At 56.4% G+C, this 15,350-nt stretch carries 21 protein-coding genes and 1 pseudogene; 6 read left to right on the forward strand and 16 right to left on the reverse strand.

Annotated features, from left to right (window positions below):
• Positions 1–83: 83 nt before the first annotated feature.
• On the forward strand, positions 84–515 hold the full coding sequence (locus BSY16_RS11450; RefSeq protein WP_069059782.1) for a hypothetical protein: 432 nt from the start codon (positions 84–86) through the stop codon (positions 513–515).
• 681 nt (positions 516–1,196) lie between these two features.
• Here BSY16_RS11450 and BSY16_RS31940 read toward each other — a convergent pair.
• The 9 genes and pseudogenes from BSY16_RS31940 to BSY16_RS11490 form a co-directional block, all read right to left on the reverse strand.
• Entirely contained in the window at positions 1,197–1,508 is a 312-nt protein-coding gene (locus BSY16_RS31940; RefSeq protein ID WP_150129943.1) for a hypothetical protein, read from the reverse strand.
• A gap of 51 nt (positions 1,509–1,559) precedes the next feature.
• Positions 1,560–1,904 (reverse strand): DUF2971 domain-containing protein, encoded by a 345-nt coding sequence (locus tag BSY16_RS32610; RefSeq protein ID WP_069059783.1) that lies wholly within the window; start codon positions 1,902–1,904, stop codon positions 1,560–1,562.
• Between the two features lie 315 nt (positions 1,905–2,219).
• A complete protein-coding gene (locus tag BSY16_RS11460; protein ID WP_069059784.1) occupies positions 2,220–2,537 on the reverse strand; it encodes a hypothetical protein in 318 nt (105 codons plus the stop codon).
• A gap of 280 nt (positions 2,538–2,817) precedes the next feature.
• Positions 2,818–3,054 (reverse strand): hypothetical protein, encoded by a 237-nt coding sequence (locus BSY16_RS11465; protein WP_069059785.1) that lies wholly within the window; start codon positions 3,052–3,054, stop codon positions 2,818–2,820.
• 290 nt (positions 3,055–3,344) lie between these two features.
• A complete protein-coding gene (locus BSY16_RS11470; protein WP_069059786.1) occupies positions 3,345–3,539 on the reverse strand; it encodes a hypothetical protein in 195 nt (64 codons plus the stop codon).
• Positions 3,540–3,818: 279 nt separating this feature from the next.
• Positions 3,819–4,637: a hypothetical protein gene (locus BSY16_RS33245; protein WP_502695980.1), complete on the reverse strand. Its 819-nt coding sequence runs from the start codon at positions 4,635–4,637 to the stop codon at positions 3,819–3,821.
• A 174-nt stretch (positions 4,638–4,811) separates the two neighbouring features.
• The gene (locus BSY16_RS11480) at positions 4,812–5,192 is read right to left on the reverse strand and encodes a hypothetical protein (RefSeq protein ID WP_286157121.1); all 381 of its coding nucleotides are present in this window, start codon (positions 5,190–5,192) and stop codon (positions 4,812–4,814) included.
• 3 nt (positions 5,193–5,195) lie between these two features.
• Positions 5,196–5,609, reverse strand: a pseudogene (locus BSY16_RS11485) (phage major capsid protein); the annotation flags it as partial.
• A gap of 9 nt (positions 5,610–5,618) precedes the next feature.
• Positions 5,619–7,640 carry a beta strand repeat-containing protein gene (locus BSY16_RS11490; protein WP_069059788.1) on the reverse strand — a complete coding sequence of 674 codons (2,022 nt, stop codon included), beginning with the start codon at positions 7,638–7,640 and terminating at the stop codon, positions 5,619–5,621.
• Between the two features lie 314 nt (positions 7,641–7,954).
• Here BSY16_RS11490 and BSY16_RS11495 point away from each other — a divergent pair, with 314 nt between their 5' ends.
• Positions 7,955–8,197: a hypothetical protein gene (locus tag BSY16_RS11495; RefSeq protein ID WP_069059789.1), complete on the forward strand. Its 243-nt coding sequence runs from the start codon at positions 7,955–7,957 to the stop codon at positions 8,195–8,197.
• A gap of 264 nt (positions 8,198–8,461) precedes the next feature.
• On the opposite strand, the gene BSY16_RS11500 is transcribed toward BSY16_RS11495, so the two are convergent.
• Positions 8,462–8,710 carry a hypothetical protein gene (locus tag BSY16_RS11500; RefSeq protein ID WP_286157122.1) on the reverse strand — a complete coding sequence of 83 codons (249 nt, stop codon included), beginning with the start codon at positions 8,708–8,710 and terminating at the stop codon, positions 8,462–8,464.
• Positions 8,711–9,376: 666 nt separating this feature from the next.
• On the opposite strand from BSY16_RS11500, the gene BSY16_RS11505 reads away from it, so the two are divergent.
• Entirely contained in the window at positions 9,377–9,724 is a 348-nt protein-coding gene (locus BSY16_RS11505) for a hypothetical protein (RefSeq protein WP_069059791.1), read from the forward strand.
• A 26-nt stretch (positions 9,725–9,750) separates the two neighbouring features.
• On the opposite strand, the gene BSY16_RS11510 is transcribed toward BSY16_RS11505, so the two are convergent.
• Positions 9,751–9,957 (reverse strand): DUF1515 family protein, encoded by a 207-nt coding sequence (locus BSY16_RS11510; protein ID WP_069059792.1) that lies wholly within the window; start codon positions 9,955–9,957, stop codon positions 9,751–9,753.
• 276 nt (positions 9,958–10,233) lie between these two features.
• On the opposite strand from BSY16_RS11510, the gene BSY16_RS11515 reads away from it, so the two are divergent.
• Positions 10,234–11,430 carry a calcium-binding protein gene (locus tag BSY16_RS11515; protein WP_069059793.1) on the forward strand — a complete coding sequence of 399 codons (1,197 nt, stop codon included), beginning with the start codon at positions 10,234–10,236 and terminating at the stop codon, positions 11,428–11,430.
• A 20-nt stretch (positions 11,431–11,450) separates the two neighbouring features.
• Here the strand turns inward: BSY16_RS11515 and BSY16_RS11520 are convergent, their stop codons facing one another.
• Genes BSY16_RS11520 through BSY16_RS32725 form a run of 4 tightly spaced genes read right to left on the reverse strand, consistent with a single transcriptional unit; the run spans position 11,451 to position 12,657 of the window.
• Positions 11,451–11,777 carry a hypothetical protein gene (locus BSY16_RS11520; protein WP_069059794.1) on the reverse strand — a complete coding sequence of 109 codons (327 nt, stop codon included), beginning with the start codon at positions 11,775–11,777 and terminating at the stop codon, positions 11,451–11,453.
• A 22-nt stretch (positions 11,778–11,799) separates the two neighbouring features.
• Positions 11,800–11,976 (reverse strand): hypothetical protein, encoded by a 177-nt coding sequence (locus tag BSY16_RS32420; protein ID WP_171902410.1) that lies wholly within the window; start codon positions 11,974–11,976, stop codon positions 11,800–11,802.
• Between the two features lie 27 nt (positions 11,977–12,003).
• Positions 12,004–12,435, reverse strand: a complete 432-nt coding sequence (locus tag BSY16_RS11525) for a TIGR02594 family protein (protein WP_286157216.1) — start codon at positions 12,433–12,435, stop codon at positions 12,004–12,006.
• A 12-nt stretch (positions 12,436–12,447) separates the two neighbouring features.
• Positions 12,448–12,657 carry a peptidoglycan-binding domain-containing protein gene (locus BSY16_RS32725; protein WP_286157123.1) on the reverse strand — a complete coding sequence of 70 codons (210 nt, stop codon included), beginning with the start codon at positions 12,655–12,657 and terminating at the stop codon, positions 12,448–12,450.
• Positions 12,658–12,925: 268 nt separating this feature from the next.
• Here BSY16_RS32725 and BSY16_RS11530 point away from each other — a divergent pair, with 268 nt between their 5' ends.
• Together BSY16_RS11530 and BSY16_RS11535 are read left to right on the forward strand one after the other, a co-directional pair.
• Positions 12,926–14,095 (forward strand): hypothetical protein, encoded by a 1,170-nt coding sequence (locus tag BSY16_RS11530; protein ID WP_069059795.1) that lies wholly within the window; start codon positions 12,926–12,928, stop codon positions 14,093–14,095.
• A gap of 348 nt (positions 14,096–14,443) precedes the next feature.
• Positions 14,444–14,632 carry a YegP family protein gene (locus BSY16_RS11535; protein WP_069059796.1) on the forward strand — a complete coding sequence of 63 codons (189 nt, stop codon included), beginning with the start codon at positions 14,444–14,446 and terminating at the stop codon, positions 14,630–14,632.
• Between the two features lie 53 nt (positions 14,633–14,685).
• Here the strand turns inward: BSY16_RS11535 and BSY16_RS11540 are convergent, their stop codons facing one another.
• Positions 14,686–15,234 (reverse strand): cupin domain-containing protein, encoded by a 549-nt coding sequence (locus tag BSY16_RS11540; protein WP_069059797.1) that lies wholly within the window; start codon positions 15,232–15,234, stop codon positions 14,686–14,688.
• Positions 15,235–15,350 lie beyond the last annotated feature (116 nt).

Here is a 15,350-nt window from a genome sequence, read left to right on the forward strand (position 1 = left end):
CACGGCTCATCTCGTGAACGTGCGCTACCCTTGCGAATCCTGTGATTCCCGCTCAACCTGCGATCGGAGTATTGGGGGGGGGCATGGATTTCATATCTTGGTTGCTCGCGCTGATCGGAATCGGTAGCGACCGCGCCATGCACCAGAGCGACCGGCGAGCAGAAGTGGCAAGGCTGAATGCTGAAGTCGCTGGCGAGGCTGGACGAACGCTCGACATACTTTCCATGGTCACACCACGTCTTACTCGTCTCGCCTCCCAAGTAGCGACCGACCTGCCAGACCTACACACCACCATTGTTAAATTCTTGGACGAGCAGCGGAGCGCCGCCCTTCAACTTATCCAGATGACGGAAGACAACAAACAAAAGATCGCGGGTGCAAAAGGGTTTGTCGATTGGGACAAGACGCTTCACGACTATCAAGAATGGCGCGTCACTGCGTCACGTATTCCACCGTGGGCGCAAGGCGTCGTTGATCGGTATGACGCTATTTTCCTCGAAGCTGGGATTAGATAAAATGCAAGCGTTGTGAGGTTCGAAATCGACCAAAACATTGAAAAACAATGATAATTTCTGGCTGTTGTAATGTTGTAACGGGCTGAAATTTGGCTGCAAAAACCACTAACCCGCAACCGATGAACTGTCTCGAGCAGTGTGTCGAGCCAAGGAACATTATGATACTTATACTCTAGAAACTCACTTTGCAGGAACGTATCTTCAAGAACCGACTTTTGGCTACGGTAGAATATCTGGTCTCTTGAATAGACCTTAACCAATCTATTGAACTGCAAAACTTCAAGTCGATTTAGCTTAATTGTCATAAAACTCGGAACCGTGGAATAACTATTTGTACATGAGTAAATTACGGCCACTAATGGCGCAATCAGAACTATTGTCTTTCTGTGTCCAATAGAAACTTCGTGAGCCATATTCGTATATAACACACCTCCAGATATAAATTCCTGCTCATCTGTGTATGCGACAACGTATTTTCCACCTTGAAAATTTCTAGTTATTAAATCTAACTTATGCGCCAAGTTCATACTTATTAGATTTTTGTCGACCCTCGGCTCTTTAAAACCCATTCTTTCTTGATAATACGCCGCAGTTTTAGCCTGGCTATTTCTATTCCTGGGACTGCGGACGATCAGTGAAGCAAGTCCTAAACCAATATCATCGTGGAATGGTTTACTCACGTCATGAGCCGTAAGCCTGTCCATTAATGACGTTTTGGTTCCCCACGGGCTTAGCCTCGAATGCCAGTAACTCTCCCGTCAAGCTAGGAAACCGGGAGTCGGCGGCATCGAATTTTGATTCAAACGAAAACGACCAAGGGCCATCCATTTTGACGGCATGCCCGTTGGTGATAGCTCCAAATTGCGCGGGAGGAGACCGAAGCTCTTTACCCTCGGGCGTGATGCGCGTCACGCAATCATCGTCGCCAACCCAAAAACTCGAAAGGCCTTTCGGCCACCAATGATGCAGGCCAGTTTTAACGGGATTGTTCATTAAGGTTTTGGTCCATAGTCAATCGGTCGCAAGCAAATTTGTGAGTTAAGACTAGGTGCGAAGGGGGATGTTTGAATATAACACCTTCTCGTTTGCGTCCTTTACTCCAGCTCTTTCCAGCTCAAGAACAAGGGCGTCCCACACTGGGATAGAAAACTGCGTAGGGCCGATTATGACTCTTTCCAAGAGATCCGGCACGCCAATTCCCTTCATCCCGCTCTCTTCGTGGTCTTGTAGAGGTATCTTAAAAATTGGTTGCGGTATCCCAGCTATACACTCAACCTCTAGCTTAAGCGCGCCGGGATCATCCAAACCCTGTGTGTGCATAATTCGCCATTCCTTTTCCTCAAGGAAGCCCGGATGCTTGGAGCACATGGCGATAGCTCGAAGAAGCATGCAGAAATAGCCTTTGATGTCTTCACGAGTTTGCGAAACAACGAATTCTTAGTTGTCGATGATATTTTTTGCAATTTCTAGGAACACATCTCGAAGTTCGATGTCCCCGAAATAATAGACAGGGCTACTAAACGCGCCAAAGGTCTCTGCTAAGCTGTATAGTGGCAAAGGGTTTATGACTAATCCAACGCCTACCTGATTTGCGGTGTAAGAACGCCAAATTGACAAGCGCCCAAATGAATTTTCTGACGGCTCATGTTCTGACAGACACGTAACGTATGTTTTGTTTCGAAGCTGGAAGAGCCAGCCATCGAATCATTGAACACTTTCAGCGGAAAGGTCGGGGAAGATCGCATCGATCGCTATAGCGATAGCCCGAAGCCCTTTTTGTGATTCCGAATCTATGGGCGGCTCAAACGAGCGTTGCAGAAGTTGAAAACCGTGTTCCACTTCCATGTAGTCGTTCATACACCTCACATTAGGCATCCATACAATGCCATTGCGTATAATGGAGATTGCCGCAGCCGCCGAAGTATAATGAATTAGTCGCTTATTGAATTTGATAAGATCATCACGACGCCTGCTTTCGTGTGGGGCAAAAATTTCCCGTAGCTTGAAGCCGTCATCAATCATAGGAAGCCTCTCGAATCGGCAACTTTAGCGATTATACAGAAACTGATTAAGCCCGCCGAGGTCATCGGCGGGCTTGAAGTTTAGTCTACGCGGCAGCCTCGGCAGCCAATGAGCTCAAGATGCCTGAAACTCCTTCTTTGCCGCCTTGCGAAGACCGAGAACGATAAGCTGCTCTGAGGCAGAAAGCGGCTTACGGATTTCGGCAAGCTCACGCGCGGCGACCTCGGCGGCATACCTCGCATGAGCATTGTCAACCATGAGGCGAAGGGTCGGGTCGGGACTAGATTTCGTCCCTAGCCACTTCGTCGGCAGGATCACGATAGGTAAGACCGTCACGGCCGTAACCTACTGCCCAAACTTCTACCATATCGAGCAAGTCAAACGTCAGTTCGGGAAGGTCGCGCCGGGCTGCAGGCATAGCGCACGCGGTTTCAATCTTCACGAACAAGCTGTTTAAAAGCTCATTGCGGGCGTGGCCCGTTGCTACCGTGGTGATCGCCGTGGTATTCGTCGCCATAGGAACCTCTTTCTTGAAGGTCTGGGGTTTTCGATCTGCCGGGGCGGTTGCACCCGCTTCCGGCAGTAATTCCATCAAGCGGAATGCTTGATGCCACCACGCAAAGGTCGGTTGATCGGAACGGCATTTAACTGCCGGTCGCGTTCAATTCTGATGTGATTTTCTATGTGGGCCGTCCCTGTTCGTTGCGGGACTTCCTATTAGCTAGACGAAAGTATAGAAAACAATAGCCGCGCCATAGGCGTGTTGCCTTGACGGCCTCACCTATTGATTTCTTCTGACAGGATTGTTTAGGCGGCGTGCTTGACGCTCTCCAATTCGTCGCCCGTGAAGCAGGACGCCGGCCATATCTCGCCGTGATCGCCGAGGATCATAATCAGGCGCGTGCGAAGGTCATCCGGCGCTGCCGGATCAAATTTATCAAACAGGTTTTCAAGCTGGTCGAGAACGTCGTGATACGCGTCTGTCGGCATGTAATGCTGCATTTCGATTTCAATCCCCCGGCCCGATAGTGGGCGGCCTCTTCATGAGTCAGCCGCGCCGATTTGGCAAGCACAAAAATTTCTCAAGACATTGATTATGCTTCTCTAATTTTAAGTAAGCACTTACTTATCTACTAGATATTTCGGTAAAAGAAGCCTCTGTCGACAAGGAGTGACAGCGGACTTTTCCCTCCCCGTGAGAAGCAGGCGGGAGACGAAACCCACCTGCTTGACTTTAGTTAAGGCGAGAAGTTGCCGGCGTGCATGAAGTCGCGAGCGGCGTCACACGGCGGCACGATCTGCAATGATCCGCGCCATCTTTGCGGTGAGCTTCAGGTCCTTCTTGTGCTTCTGATATTCGTCAACCTCCATGCCGATGGCGGCCGCCTCGTTCGCTTCCTTCGCGTTAAAGGTCGCCTTCCGCCGCCGATTGCCGGCGCTCTTAATATGATCGGCGGCCATCAACCGGATGAGACCAAACCGCTGCGCCTTCTCCCGGCGGACAGCGTAAGCCTGCGCCGTCTCATGTTCTGCGCGGGGCTCGGTGAATAGTGCCGGAAACATCCTGCGCGTCTCACGCTGCCAGTTCGCCACCAGCTCGATTGCAGCCAGGAGCCTCATCTGAAGCAACTCGTCGGCCAGTTCATACAGTTCGGCAATCTCTGCCAGCTCGGCGGCAACTCTCTCGGCCATCTTTGCTTCCTCTTCTTTGAGATGCTTGTCCAAACGCCCGGCTGAAGGGTGATCTTCTCCATTAGAGGTTCCTTTCAAGGCGCTCCTTGATTGAGTTGTGGCAAGGCGCGCAAAGCGGCTGCCAGTTGGCGCGGTGCCAGAACAAGCACTTGTCGCCACGGTGCGGATGACATGATCAACAACGGTCGCAAGGCGCGTAACGCCGTCCTTGCTGCATTCGCGGCAGTGCGGATGACTGGCGAGGTATTCGAGGCGAGCCTTGCGCCATTCGCCATCATAGCCGCGCTTGCCTGCCGAGGGCCGGCGTGCATCGTGGCGACGATTACGCTCGCGGGTGCTGTTGCGCTGGCATTCGCAGCGCTCACCATGAGGCACGATGCGGCTACAAGAACAAATGCGGGGCGGCATAGTCATGCTCCACCTGCCATCTTTGCCTTGAGGGCGTGAAGCCCGGCACGGTCAAATTCGGGGTCGAGGCCATCAGCGACGTTACGCGGCCTGCTCGGGATCGGTCGCCCTGCGGGTCGGCTGCGGATCGGCTTCATCACTACCGGCCAGCCAGCGCGAGCGATCGACAAAGGCCTAATAAGCACGGTTGATTTCGGTCGGCGTGGCGTTCCAAGCCTGCTCGGGAGTCCAGCCGAGCCAGCCGCTAGCCTTCTCATACTGATCTGCATAGAATTCGAGCCACGAGGGCGGCTGACGAACAGCCGCGAAAAAGGGAAGAAGCGGCTTTCCCTGATGACCATCGAGGAAAGCCGCTGCCGCTACCTGCCGGTGTGCTGTTGCCGTCAGGATTACGGAAATGATGGTAACGTTGAGGTCGTCCAGCGCTCGTTCGAGTGCTGGGAACTCATAACAGGCCTCAAGGGTGGCAGCGGCCCGCAAGGAAGGGCGAAGTGTCACGGTGCTGCCACCGTGCGCAATCGTAACCTGTTCGTATGCGGGCCGCTGAAAAGTCATCGCTTAGACCGTCGCCATCTTCAGCTTGCGGAAAGCATCGGGGCGAACGACGCCAGCGCCGAAACGGCGACGAGCATGGAAACGAACCTGACCCTCGGTTGCCAAAAGATACGGGTTCGGGCGAACGCCGAAGGCAACGCGGTCATAGATGCGGTAGCCGGCCTTGAAGCCGCCGAAGATGACCGGGAAGGCATTCGCGGCGATGTCCGGCTTGTCCAGAAGTTCGACAACCGGGCGGCCAAGAATCGTTTCCGGCTGGCCTGCCTGATAGGACGGCTGCCACAGATAATTGCCGTTGCCGTCCTTCAGGGTGCGGATGGTGGCGAGCGTAGTCCCATTCATTGCCCACGTCCCCCGGTTCCGGTAGACGCCCGGCAGGGCATACATGAGCTTGATAAGCGCGTCGGCAGAAAGGTTTTGCTCCGATCAGATCACCAGGAAATCCGCAGCGCTGAGGTTGAGGCCGGCCGACAGCGACGCAAACTTGACCGCCCTGAACGCCGAACCGCCGCCATCGGCGTCATAGAACAGCGAACCGGTGTTCGAGTTGTAGATGATGAAATCGTCTGCATCGCGTGGCGCGCTGGCATTGTCCTTGAACGCCGACGCATCCAACCCCCCGAGATCGAGCGCTGAAAAGATCGCGCTGTCGAGCTGGATCTGGTCATCGGCGACGTTGAAATCGCCGATGCGGGCGACACCGCCGGAGCCCAGCGCGCTCGAGAACAGGAACGTGTCCGCCCCCCCCATTCCCCACAGCGTGTCGTTGCCGCCACCGCCATCGATCACGTTGCCACCGTCATTGCCGCGCACCAGCTGCGCCAGTTCGTTGCCGGTCAGATTGGTTGCACGGGTGCCCTGCAGGGAGGTGGTGTTCAGATATTCGACGCTGGCGCCGCTGGCGAGCACATAGTTCACGCCGGCGCTGACGCGGTCATTGCCTTCACCGCCAATTTCGACGATTGCCGTTCCGGCGTTATAGACCGAATAGGTATCGTTGCCGGCACCTCCAGTCAAAATGTCGGCAGCGCCGACCCCACCATCGGTGAAAATGTTGTCGTTGGCGTCACCGGTGATGATGTCAGCGAAAACGGAGCCCCTGATGATTTCTATGCCGGTCAACGTGTCGCCGTTGGCGTCACCGGATGATACTTGCGGCCCCAACAGCCGAAGATCGATCGTGACACCGGCCGAAGACGCCGCATAGCTTACCGTGTCGATACCTGCGCCACCATCAAGCGTGTCAGCCCCGGCCCCGCCCTGGAGCACGTCGTCACCGTTGCCGCCGGACAGAATGTTCGCCGCGGAACTGCCGGTCAGTGTGTCGTTGAAGGCCGAGCCGATGAGGTTCTCGATGTTGCTCAGGGTATCGCCCTGGGCCTCGCCGCCGGACCCGCTGCCAGCGGCGAGGTCGACATTCACCGCCGCCGACGAACCGGAATAGTCGGCGGTGTCGATACCGGCGCCGCCGTTCAGCGTGTCGGCCCCGGCGCCGCCCTCAAGCGCGTCGTCACCATTGCCGCCGTTCAGAACGTTGACCCCGGAGCTGCCGGTCAGCGTGTCGTTGAAACTCGAACCGGTAAGGTTCTCGATACTGTTGAAGGTGTCGCCCTGAGCCTCGCCGCCGGACGCGACACCGGTGATGAGGTTGACGCTCACCGCTGCGCTGGACCCGCCATATACGGCCGTGTCGGTACCGGCACCGCCATTCAATATGTCGCCGAGCGCACCACCATCGAGAGAGTCGTTACCGTTGCCGCCGTTCAGCGTGTCGCTGCCGTTAGCGGAGATACCGGCGTAACTGTCTCCGAAGAGGCTGTCGTTGCCGTCCAGGCCGTTGAGTATGTCGTTGCCATCAAAGCCGACCAGGTCGGTGTCGATGCTTTGGTTGCCTGTTATTGTGTCGTTGAAAGCGGTGCCCAGAACCAACTCGAAGCCGGAGAGCGTGACGCCCCCGGTCGCCGTCCCCGTGGCCAGATCGATGGTGAGGGCCGAACCCCAGACGCGGCCATCGAGAAGGTCCCGGCCGGCGCCGCCATCAAGCGTGTCAGCGCCGCCGCTAAGCTGGATGTAGTCGTCCCCCGCTCCGCTACTGACAACGTTGACCCCGCCGTCACCGGCCAGTTGGTCGTTGAAGGCGCTGCCGATCAGGTTCTCGAAACCACTCATCGTGTCGCCCAGCGACTCGCCATAGGTGCCGAAGGCGTTCAAGGCCACCCCGACACCGGCTGTTGCGTTGGCGTAGCTGAGCGTGTCGATGCCGGCACCACCGTCCATGTTGTCGGCACCGAGACCGCCTTCGATGATGTCGTTGCCTCCCAGGCCAGACAGCGTATCGTCGCCGCCGAGGCCGTTGATGATGTCGATACCGTCTGGATTTGTTGGAGCGCCTAGGTCCGTCCCGGTAAGCGTGTCAATACCCGCAGTGCCGTTGAGAGTCTGGGTCATCGGTTGCATCCTCCTCCATCAAATCGCGCCCGCAGCACGGGTGCGTCTCACTCTTTCGCAACCAAAGTTAATAGTCTAGGGGGAAGAGGTCTAGATAAGAGGGGCTACCTAGCAGAGCGGGAAGTCGGAAGTGTTAGTGAATCGTTAATGATCGAGCCACCCAATGATGTAGGCGCCCGGGGGCCGATGTGGTGGACGTTGTCCTCAGCGGGTTCCAGACTCGGAGAGTGCGGCCTGACGAGTATCCTATTTCAGGCCGGCGAGCGTCCGAAGATGGAGTGAATCTGGCATTGCAGATCTTGGAGGGGTGCTGAATGAACAAGAAATCCGACGAGATTGTACAGGCCATTGCAGCCATCCATGCCGCCCATACAAACGCGTTGGTCGTTCTGGGCAAAACCCTTCAGGAGGCTGGCGTGCTCGATCCGACCCACTATACCGCCAACATCCGGACGACCATCGAAGCCAATAACTCTCGCATCGGGCCGGACGTTCAGAGGCTGCTCGTCGACCTTGCCGAACTGATGGAGATGCAAGACGAGGTCGGCACTGCGTGAGCTCGCGCGGGGGTTACGGCCGGCGAGCTTCGGGAGATGTAACAACGTGGCGCACAGGGAACAAGCGGCGGCGATCACGGTTGTTGACGCGCGGTCGCCCGGTCTCCACTGAGCATTTTGGTTCGCCCAATCAAATGGCCGCACGCCGGGAGCCGTGAAGCGTGTCCGGGAAGTCGCGCTTTGCGGTTCTCCTCAGGGAAGCGCAATGGAGGGGGCGGAGAACTTTTTGATCGGATGTTGACCGCAACCGCAACGCTGCGTCCCCTAGACCATTTGCATATTGCTGACTTCTTCCGGCATTTCGTCACCATGGAAATAGATCAGCTTCGGCTCACCAAAGTCGCCACTCTCTGGATCTCCTTCCATCACAGTCGCGAAGACCATGGGTTTACTCAATGCGAGGCGTTCGGCCACCCGCCTTGCATGCACGACGCTATTGGCTTGGACAGCAATGTCTGGCTTCAAGCCGCGTTTACCCGGGCTGAAGGACTGAACCACGAAATACGACGCCATGCTCATTCTCCTGTACGCTAAACTGCTTCTACCACGGTTCGGATATCAAACCTAAAGAAGAACAACGCTAGGAAATAATTCTAGATCATCGACAGCCGGAAGTTGCATCAATTCCCGTCTAGAGCGCTTCCTTGTAAGGAAACGGAATCGCGGTATCGTGCAAAAGGCGCCTAGGAGGGATTGATACCGACGAGACCCAAGCCTCAGAACCGCTACGACATGCGCGAAGACGGGACCGGCCTGTGGCGGTCTACGACATATTCACAGGGCTGACAGCCGAGGTGAACGGCGTGCCGCAAGATGGACTGGACATAGAAGTTGCAAGATTCATGGTGGGTGAATTGAACGACGTATACATCGCCAGACACAAGGGGACCACGCATTGAGTGACAACGGCGAGGAACGCCCAGCATTGGGTTTTGCAAAGAGCGTCCGCGAGGCTTTTGAGACGATAGACGCACCGGCAACAAAGCGCGATATCGCAAAATGTGCATGCCGCCATGGTTTTGGCTTTCGAGGCAATAAGCACAGCGCATGGCGATTTGTCTTACGATCCCCGCACAGAAGAAGGCATTGAAGCCTCTAAGAGGTATAGGGCAAGCATGGACGCCTTTCTAAACTCGATCCGAGATGGCGTAAGAGGCCTCGCTGAGGAGGTGACTAAGAATGACTGAAGACGTCGATTTTTCGCTGTTTGAGAAGCTTCGGCAGCAGGCTGGACCGCAAACCGACCAAAAGGTACCGTTGAAATCGGGAGACGGAGGTGGCACATTTGACGGCATGGAAGCTCGAGTAAAAGCTTTTGAAGATGACATGAAGAAAATCCTGCAGGACACTGCAGAGATCAAGGGCATGTTGCGCGCCGCGCCATCAACCGTAGACTTTGGGGAGATGAAGGGGCGAGTAAACAGCCTCCCCACCACAGCCAAGGTGGCAACGATCGTCGGTATCGCAGCCGGCCTTGTGACCATTCTCACAAGATGGAACGAGTTGAGTAGTCTCTTCGGCAAATGAAAACTCTGTCTTTCCTCAGCCCGCCCTCACCTGCGGGCTTTTTCGTTGCCCTTACCCTTCCCGATAATCACCACCCCTATCCGCTTGAGCGCCTCGCTGAACGTCACGCCCAGCGCCATGGCGGCAAGGCCGGTAACGCCAAGCGCGCCGATCCCCATGAGCTTCCACTGCCGCACCTCGTCGGTGGCGGGCTTCAGTTCCGCTACGGAAACGCCTTCTGGAGCGTGGGACAAATTCCGAGCAGGAAAGCCAGCCGGTAGTTGTGTCGCTTGTTCACGTTAGCGTTTTTACCCCAATTACCGAATATTCATTGCAGTCAAAGCGTCTCTATTCTTTAGTGGCGCGTGTTCCGTAAGTCGCTTTTCCTGCCGCGTTGTTGTCGACAGGATGAAAAAGTGATTTTCCAAAGCCTCTGACCGACAAGCGGTCCGCATGCGTGCAGGGTCGCCCTGATAGCATTTGGTATTCTTTAGCTCGTCAGCGTTGACGCAACGAATAGGAAGCAGTTCATGGCAACGATGATCCTAAACCTAGGCATCAGCATAACGAGAGTGGCTCTCTCCGCTTTCGAGAACATTCGAGCACTGAATGGGTCGGTGAAACCTATCTCTGGCCAGGAAAGCACAACCGCGATGTTCATCGCCGAAGACACAAGCGCCTTAGAGATCCAGCTTAGCGGGCACGGTTTCACTTACTCGAATGGCGTGCTGACGGGCGGAACGGTAACCGGTTTGACTGGGTTTCCCGCCGACAGCTCGTATGTGGCTTTCACCCTTCAAGGATTCGCCGGAATTTCCGCTGAAGAGATGATGGCCATTCTCAACGGAAGCAACGCGGGCTTTTTCAATTTAATTCAGTCCAACCAGTGGGACTACACAGGCTCGGGCGGCGACGATGATTTCGCTGCGGGGGAACTCAGCGACAATCTAAGTTCCGGCATGGGGGATGACACACTATACGGAGGTGGGGGCAACGATACGATCGACGGCGGCGCCGACAATGACATCCTGTACGGCGGAAACGGCAATGATAAGATTATTGGCGGCACCGGAACTGATACCATGTACGGCGGAGCCGGCAATGATACGTTCTACGTCAATTCCAACTTCGACAAAGTGCGTGAAAATGCTGGGGGCGGAAGCGATACCGTCGTCAGCGCGAATACCTTCACTCTTCACGCAAGCGCGGAAATTGAGAACCTTCGGACAATCGATAGCGCCGCCACTGGCTCCTATGTTTTGACGGGAAACGACTTCTCACAAAATATTACGGGCAATGCAGGTCACAACCGCCTGATTGGACTTGGGGGAAACGACGGCCTCTCGGGCGGTAGTGGCAATGACAGGCTTTATGGCGGTAGCGGCAATGACACCCTCAGAGGTGGCAACGGCGCAGATATTTTCGTGTTCAACACGGCCCTCAGCGGCTCCACAAACAGCGACACCATTCTCGATTTCAGCGCGACCGCCGACACGATCTGGCTGGACAACGCCATCTTCACGGCTGTCGGCGCGAACGGTGGGCTTTCATCTGTGGCTTTCCGGATCGGAACAGCGGCTGCCGACGCGAGCGACCGGGTGATCTACAACTCGTCGACGGGTGCGCTGATCTACGACAGCAACGGTTCTGCCTCCGGTGGAGCGGTGCAGTTCGCCAAGCTGGCGACCGGCCTTGCCCTGACGAATGCCGATTTCTTCATTATCTAGCAGCGCGGCCCGCCGACGATTTAAGCGTCGCCGGCCGGCTTGAACCGCCGGACGACGAACTCAAACAACGCATCGCTGATCCACATGGCCGAGACGCCGATCAGGAATGCAGCCGCATGCTGCGCGGCGATCTCATCCGGCGGCAGTGGCCAGTTGACGACGCCGAGATAGCGCACGGCCGGCGTCGTCAGATATCCGGCCGCCAGGGCGCCGCAGATTGGTGACGCCACCAGTTCACGGACCTTGTACGAGCGGCGGGACAACGCGCGCAGCACCCCGCCAGAAAGGCCAGCAAGCACGATACTGGCCTTGATGCCTAGGAAATCGAAGAATTCAGCGGGTGTCATGAAGCACCTTGCCTTTCAGATATCAGGAAGCATTTTTCGGAGCGATGTAGGCGGCAAGCGCCGGAAGCAGGATCACCGCCGCATAGGCCGCAATCGTGCCCCACCAGGGCGTGCCGTCCTGCAGCGCGAACGGGAGCACGGCGAGACCGCCGAGGACGCCGCCAGCGCCAGCACCGAGGGCTTTCGAAATCTTGTTCATCGTCGTTTCCTTTCGAGTTTTAAGGGGTTACGCCTCGTTGGTGGTGACGCTGGCGGAGATGGTGGACAGGGCAAGCGTGCCGGTCGGCGGCGTGTAGGTTCGCGGCCACCGGTAGCCAAGCAGGCGATCTTTCGACACGCGGGAGATGCTGACGCGGTTACTCTGGTTGCCGCCGAGGATATGCAGGTGCGTCTTGTCGTGCCCGACGACGGTGCCAACGTGGCCCGGCCATCCGGACTTGGCGCCACGCCAGAAGGCGGCAACTGCGCCGATTTGCGGAGCCTCGATCGAGTGGCCGAACTTCAACCAGTTGCGCGAGCCGAGGGAATTGGCCGGCATAGCCTCGTTGGGGAGTGCCGTGGCGATGATCATCCCGACGAAGGCGCCACACCACGCGATTTCGGAGGCATCGAGCCGGAGAGCCTTGTCGAGCTTTCTGGCGTCCCTTACCTCGTGCAGGCCGAGAAAACGTCATCCCTCGCTCACCCACGGCAAGGCCGGGGACGACGGATCAAGCCCGAGAGCCGCCAGCGTTTTAGGGCCGACCGATCCAGGGTTCTTGATACTGAGCCCCTTGTCCAACTGAAACCGAACGATGGCATTGGTCTTGTTTCGGCCAACGACGCCGTCGGCGTTCGTTGGCCCTAGATAATAGCCGAGCGCAATCAAGCGCTCCTGCACCTGCAGGGTCGTGGTCGTGGGATGTCCTTGTGGTGGAACTGATTATTGAGTAACGCGTTATGAGCGAGCGGTCGAAGCATGCCACCGACGCGACCGTGAACGGGACCGGGCGAGCGAAAGCGCGCTCCCCGGTCTCAATCAATCAATCATAGCAATGGATGATCGCTAGCGTGGCGCGCTGGAGGCTTCGTTGCGGCTTTGCCTTTGATATTGATGCTTGGCTGAGGCGCGGCTATGTTCCCACCGATCGAACTTAGGTGGAAAAATAATGGCCGTAACAGCCCCGACCGCGCTCGAGAGTGCGACGCATCTTGTGCAACCGCTTCCCGGTTCAAGTAAGCTTGTAATTTTTTTCTCTGCGACAGGTACTAAGCCAGGGGCTTTCAACTTCATCAAGGAAGGCACCAAACTCCCTTGCCACCGCATGTTCATCAACAACGGTTACAACGAATGGTACCAAAACGGCGTACCGAATTTGGGTTCCTCTGTTGAAGCGACAGCCGCTACGATCCGTCAGTGGGCCGATCACCTCGGGGCGACAGAAATCTACACTTGCGGCGGTTCGATGGGGGCATATGCGGCAATACTTTACGGGACAATGCTCGGCGCACGCGTATTGTCATTTGCCGCGGAAACGTCGCTCGGGATCGAAGGTAGTCGCAGTGTGTCCCATATCCGCAAAGGTACGGAGCTAAAGTTTCCCGAACTCTCCGGGCATATCGCTCAATCAGACAAGCAGGTTATTCATTATGCCGGCGAACTCGATCCGGTCGATGTCTACTGTGCGGCCAAATTGAACGGAACGCCAAACCTCAGTCTCACAACCTTGCAGGGCCTCGGTCATGCGGCACCCCGATACATTCGAGACATTGGGCTACTGCCTGATTTTCTCAACTGCCTGATTGAAGACAAGCCAATGCCAGGAACACCGAGGGATGGCGCTGTTCTGCAAAAGGAAGGGTTTGCAGAACTCTTTCTGGCTACTTTCCAGGCCCATAAACGAAAAGAATGGGATGAGGTTGTCCGTATTGGCAGAGAGGCGGCAGAGATCCTGCCAACCTCGGAATTCTGCCACTTTCTCGTTGGGGTCGCCCTTCAAAAGACCGGGCGCCACGTCGATGCCTTGCCTCATGTCTCCATTGCCAAAGCGCTCGCCTATGAGAAAACAGAGGAGTATCCGGCTATCCTTCTTGCCTATGCGAGCTGCCTACGGAGCGTTGGAGACCCATGCCGAGCCGGTGAGATTTACCGGAATATGATCAATGCCGACGACACAAACCATAAGGCCCACTACGGGCTTGGCTTGTCTCTATTAAATCTCAAGGCGAAGTCCGAGGCGAAACTCTCATTTTCCAAGGCATTCGCACTTTTCCCGACAAATCCGACCTACGCCAAGAAAGCTGGTCAGGTTGTTGCCGCCTTGCCTGCTCCCCATTGATATTTATGTTTGTTTCTTGGGTGGGTGTGGTGCGCGCCGACTAAGGGTGAAGCGAAGAATACTTAGAACAGACCAGCCAAGCCAATTTTTGGTATCAAACCAGCAACTGTAAAGGGGGTGGGAGCTTGTCGGTCGAATCCCCTGTGCATGCTGTTGGCGCCTTCTCGTACATTGGAGCAGGCTCGGCTGCCTACGCGGCGAAGATCGGCCGATACTGTTCGATTGGGCCGAAAGTGACATTGGGTAGCTACACGTCGCTTTGTAGGGTATGGCCTGCCTGCCCCTCTTGTCAGCCGTTTGCTCGGCTGGCACTTTGCACAGGTGATTCATCTGCGTGGAGGAAAGCCCGTGGCGCACAAGTTCGAGATCTACAAGGACAAGGCTGGCGAATATCGTGTTCGCTTCAAGTACAACAGCGAAGTGATGTTCGCGACGGAAGGTTACTCCAGCAAGGCCAGCGCACAGAACGCCATTGATTCGATCAAGAAGAACGGCCCGGGCGCACCCGTCGAAGACAACACAACGCCGCAGGCCTGATCGACTTTGATTTCAAAAAGCCCGCCGGTTGCCGCCGGCGGGCTTTTTGCGTTTCAAAAGGTCGGCGGGGTGCAGGCGCTGATGACTTCACAGGGCACCGGGCCGACGCAGCGGAAGCGGTGAGGGCGGCGGCTTTCGAAATAGTAGGCGTCACCGGGGCCGAGGATGCGGCGCTCGTCGTCGACGGTGACTTCGAGGCGGCCGGAGAGCACGATGCCGCCCTCTTCGCCATCATGCACCAGCGGGACCTTTCCGGTGTCTGCGCCGGGCTGGTAGCACTCTTTCAGGATCTGCAGGCTGCGGCCAAACAGATTGTCACCGATCTGGCGATACGAAATGCCGCCCTTGCCGATCTCCGTCAGCTCGTCCACGCGGTAGAACGCCTTTTTCGGGCGATCCGGTTCGAAGGCGAAGAATTCGGCAAGGCCGATGGGAATGCCGTCGAGGATGCGTTTCAGCGCGCCGACCGATGGGTTGGAGGCGTTCGATTCGATCAGCGAGATCGTCGAATTGGTAACACCGGTGCGTTTAGCGAGTTCCCGCTGGGAGAGGTTTTGGGCCATGCGCAAGTGGCGCAGCCTGCCTCCGATATCGACTGACACGGCAGCGTCCTGTTCTAGATGTTCGAAATAGCGAAAACCTTGCTTTCCATATCCTTTATTTTCAAGCGTTTGACGTCAACCAGAAAAGGACTTGTTCGGCATCATAAATCATGGCG

It is taken from the genome of Sinorhizobium sp. RAC02 (genome assembly GCF_001713395.1).
Classification (GTDB): Bacteria; Pseudomonadota; Alphaproteobacteria; order Rhizobiales; family Rhizobiaceae; genus Shinella.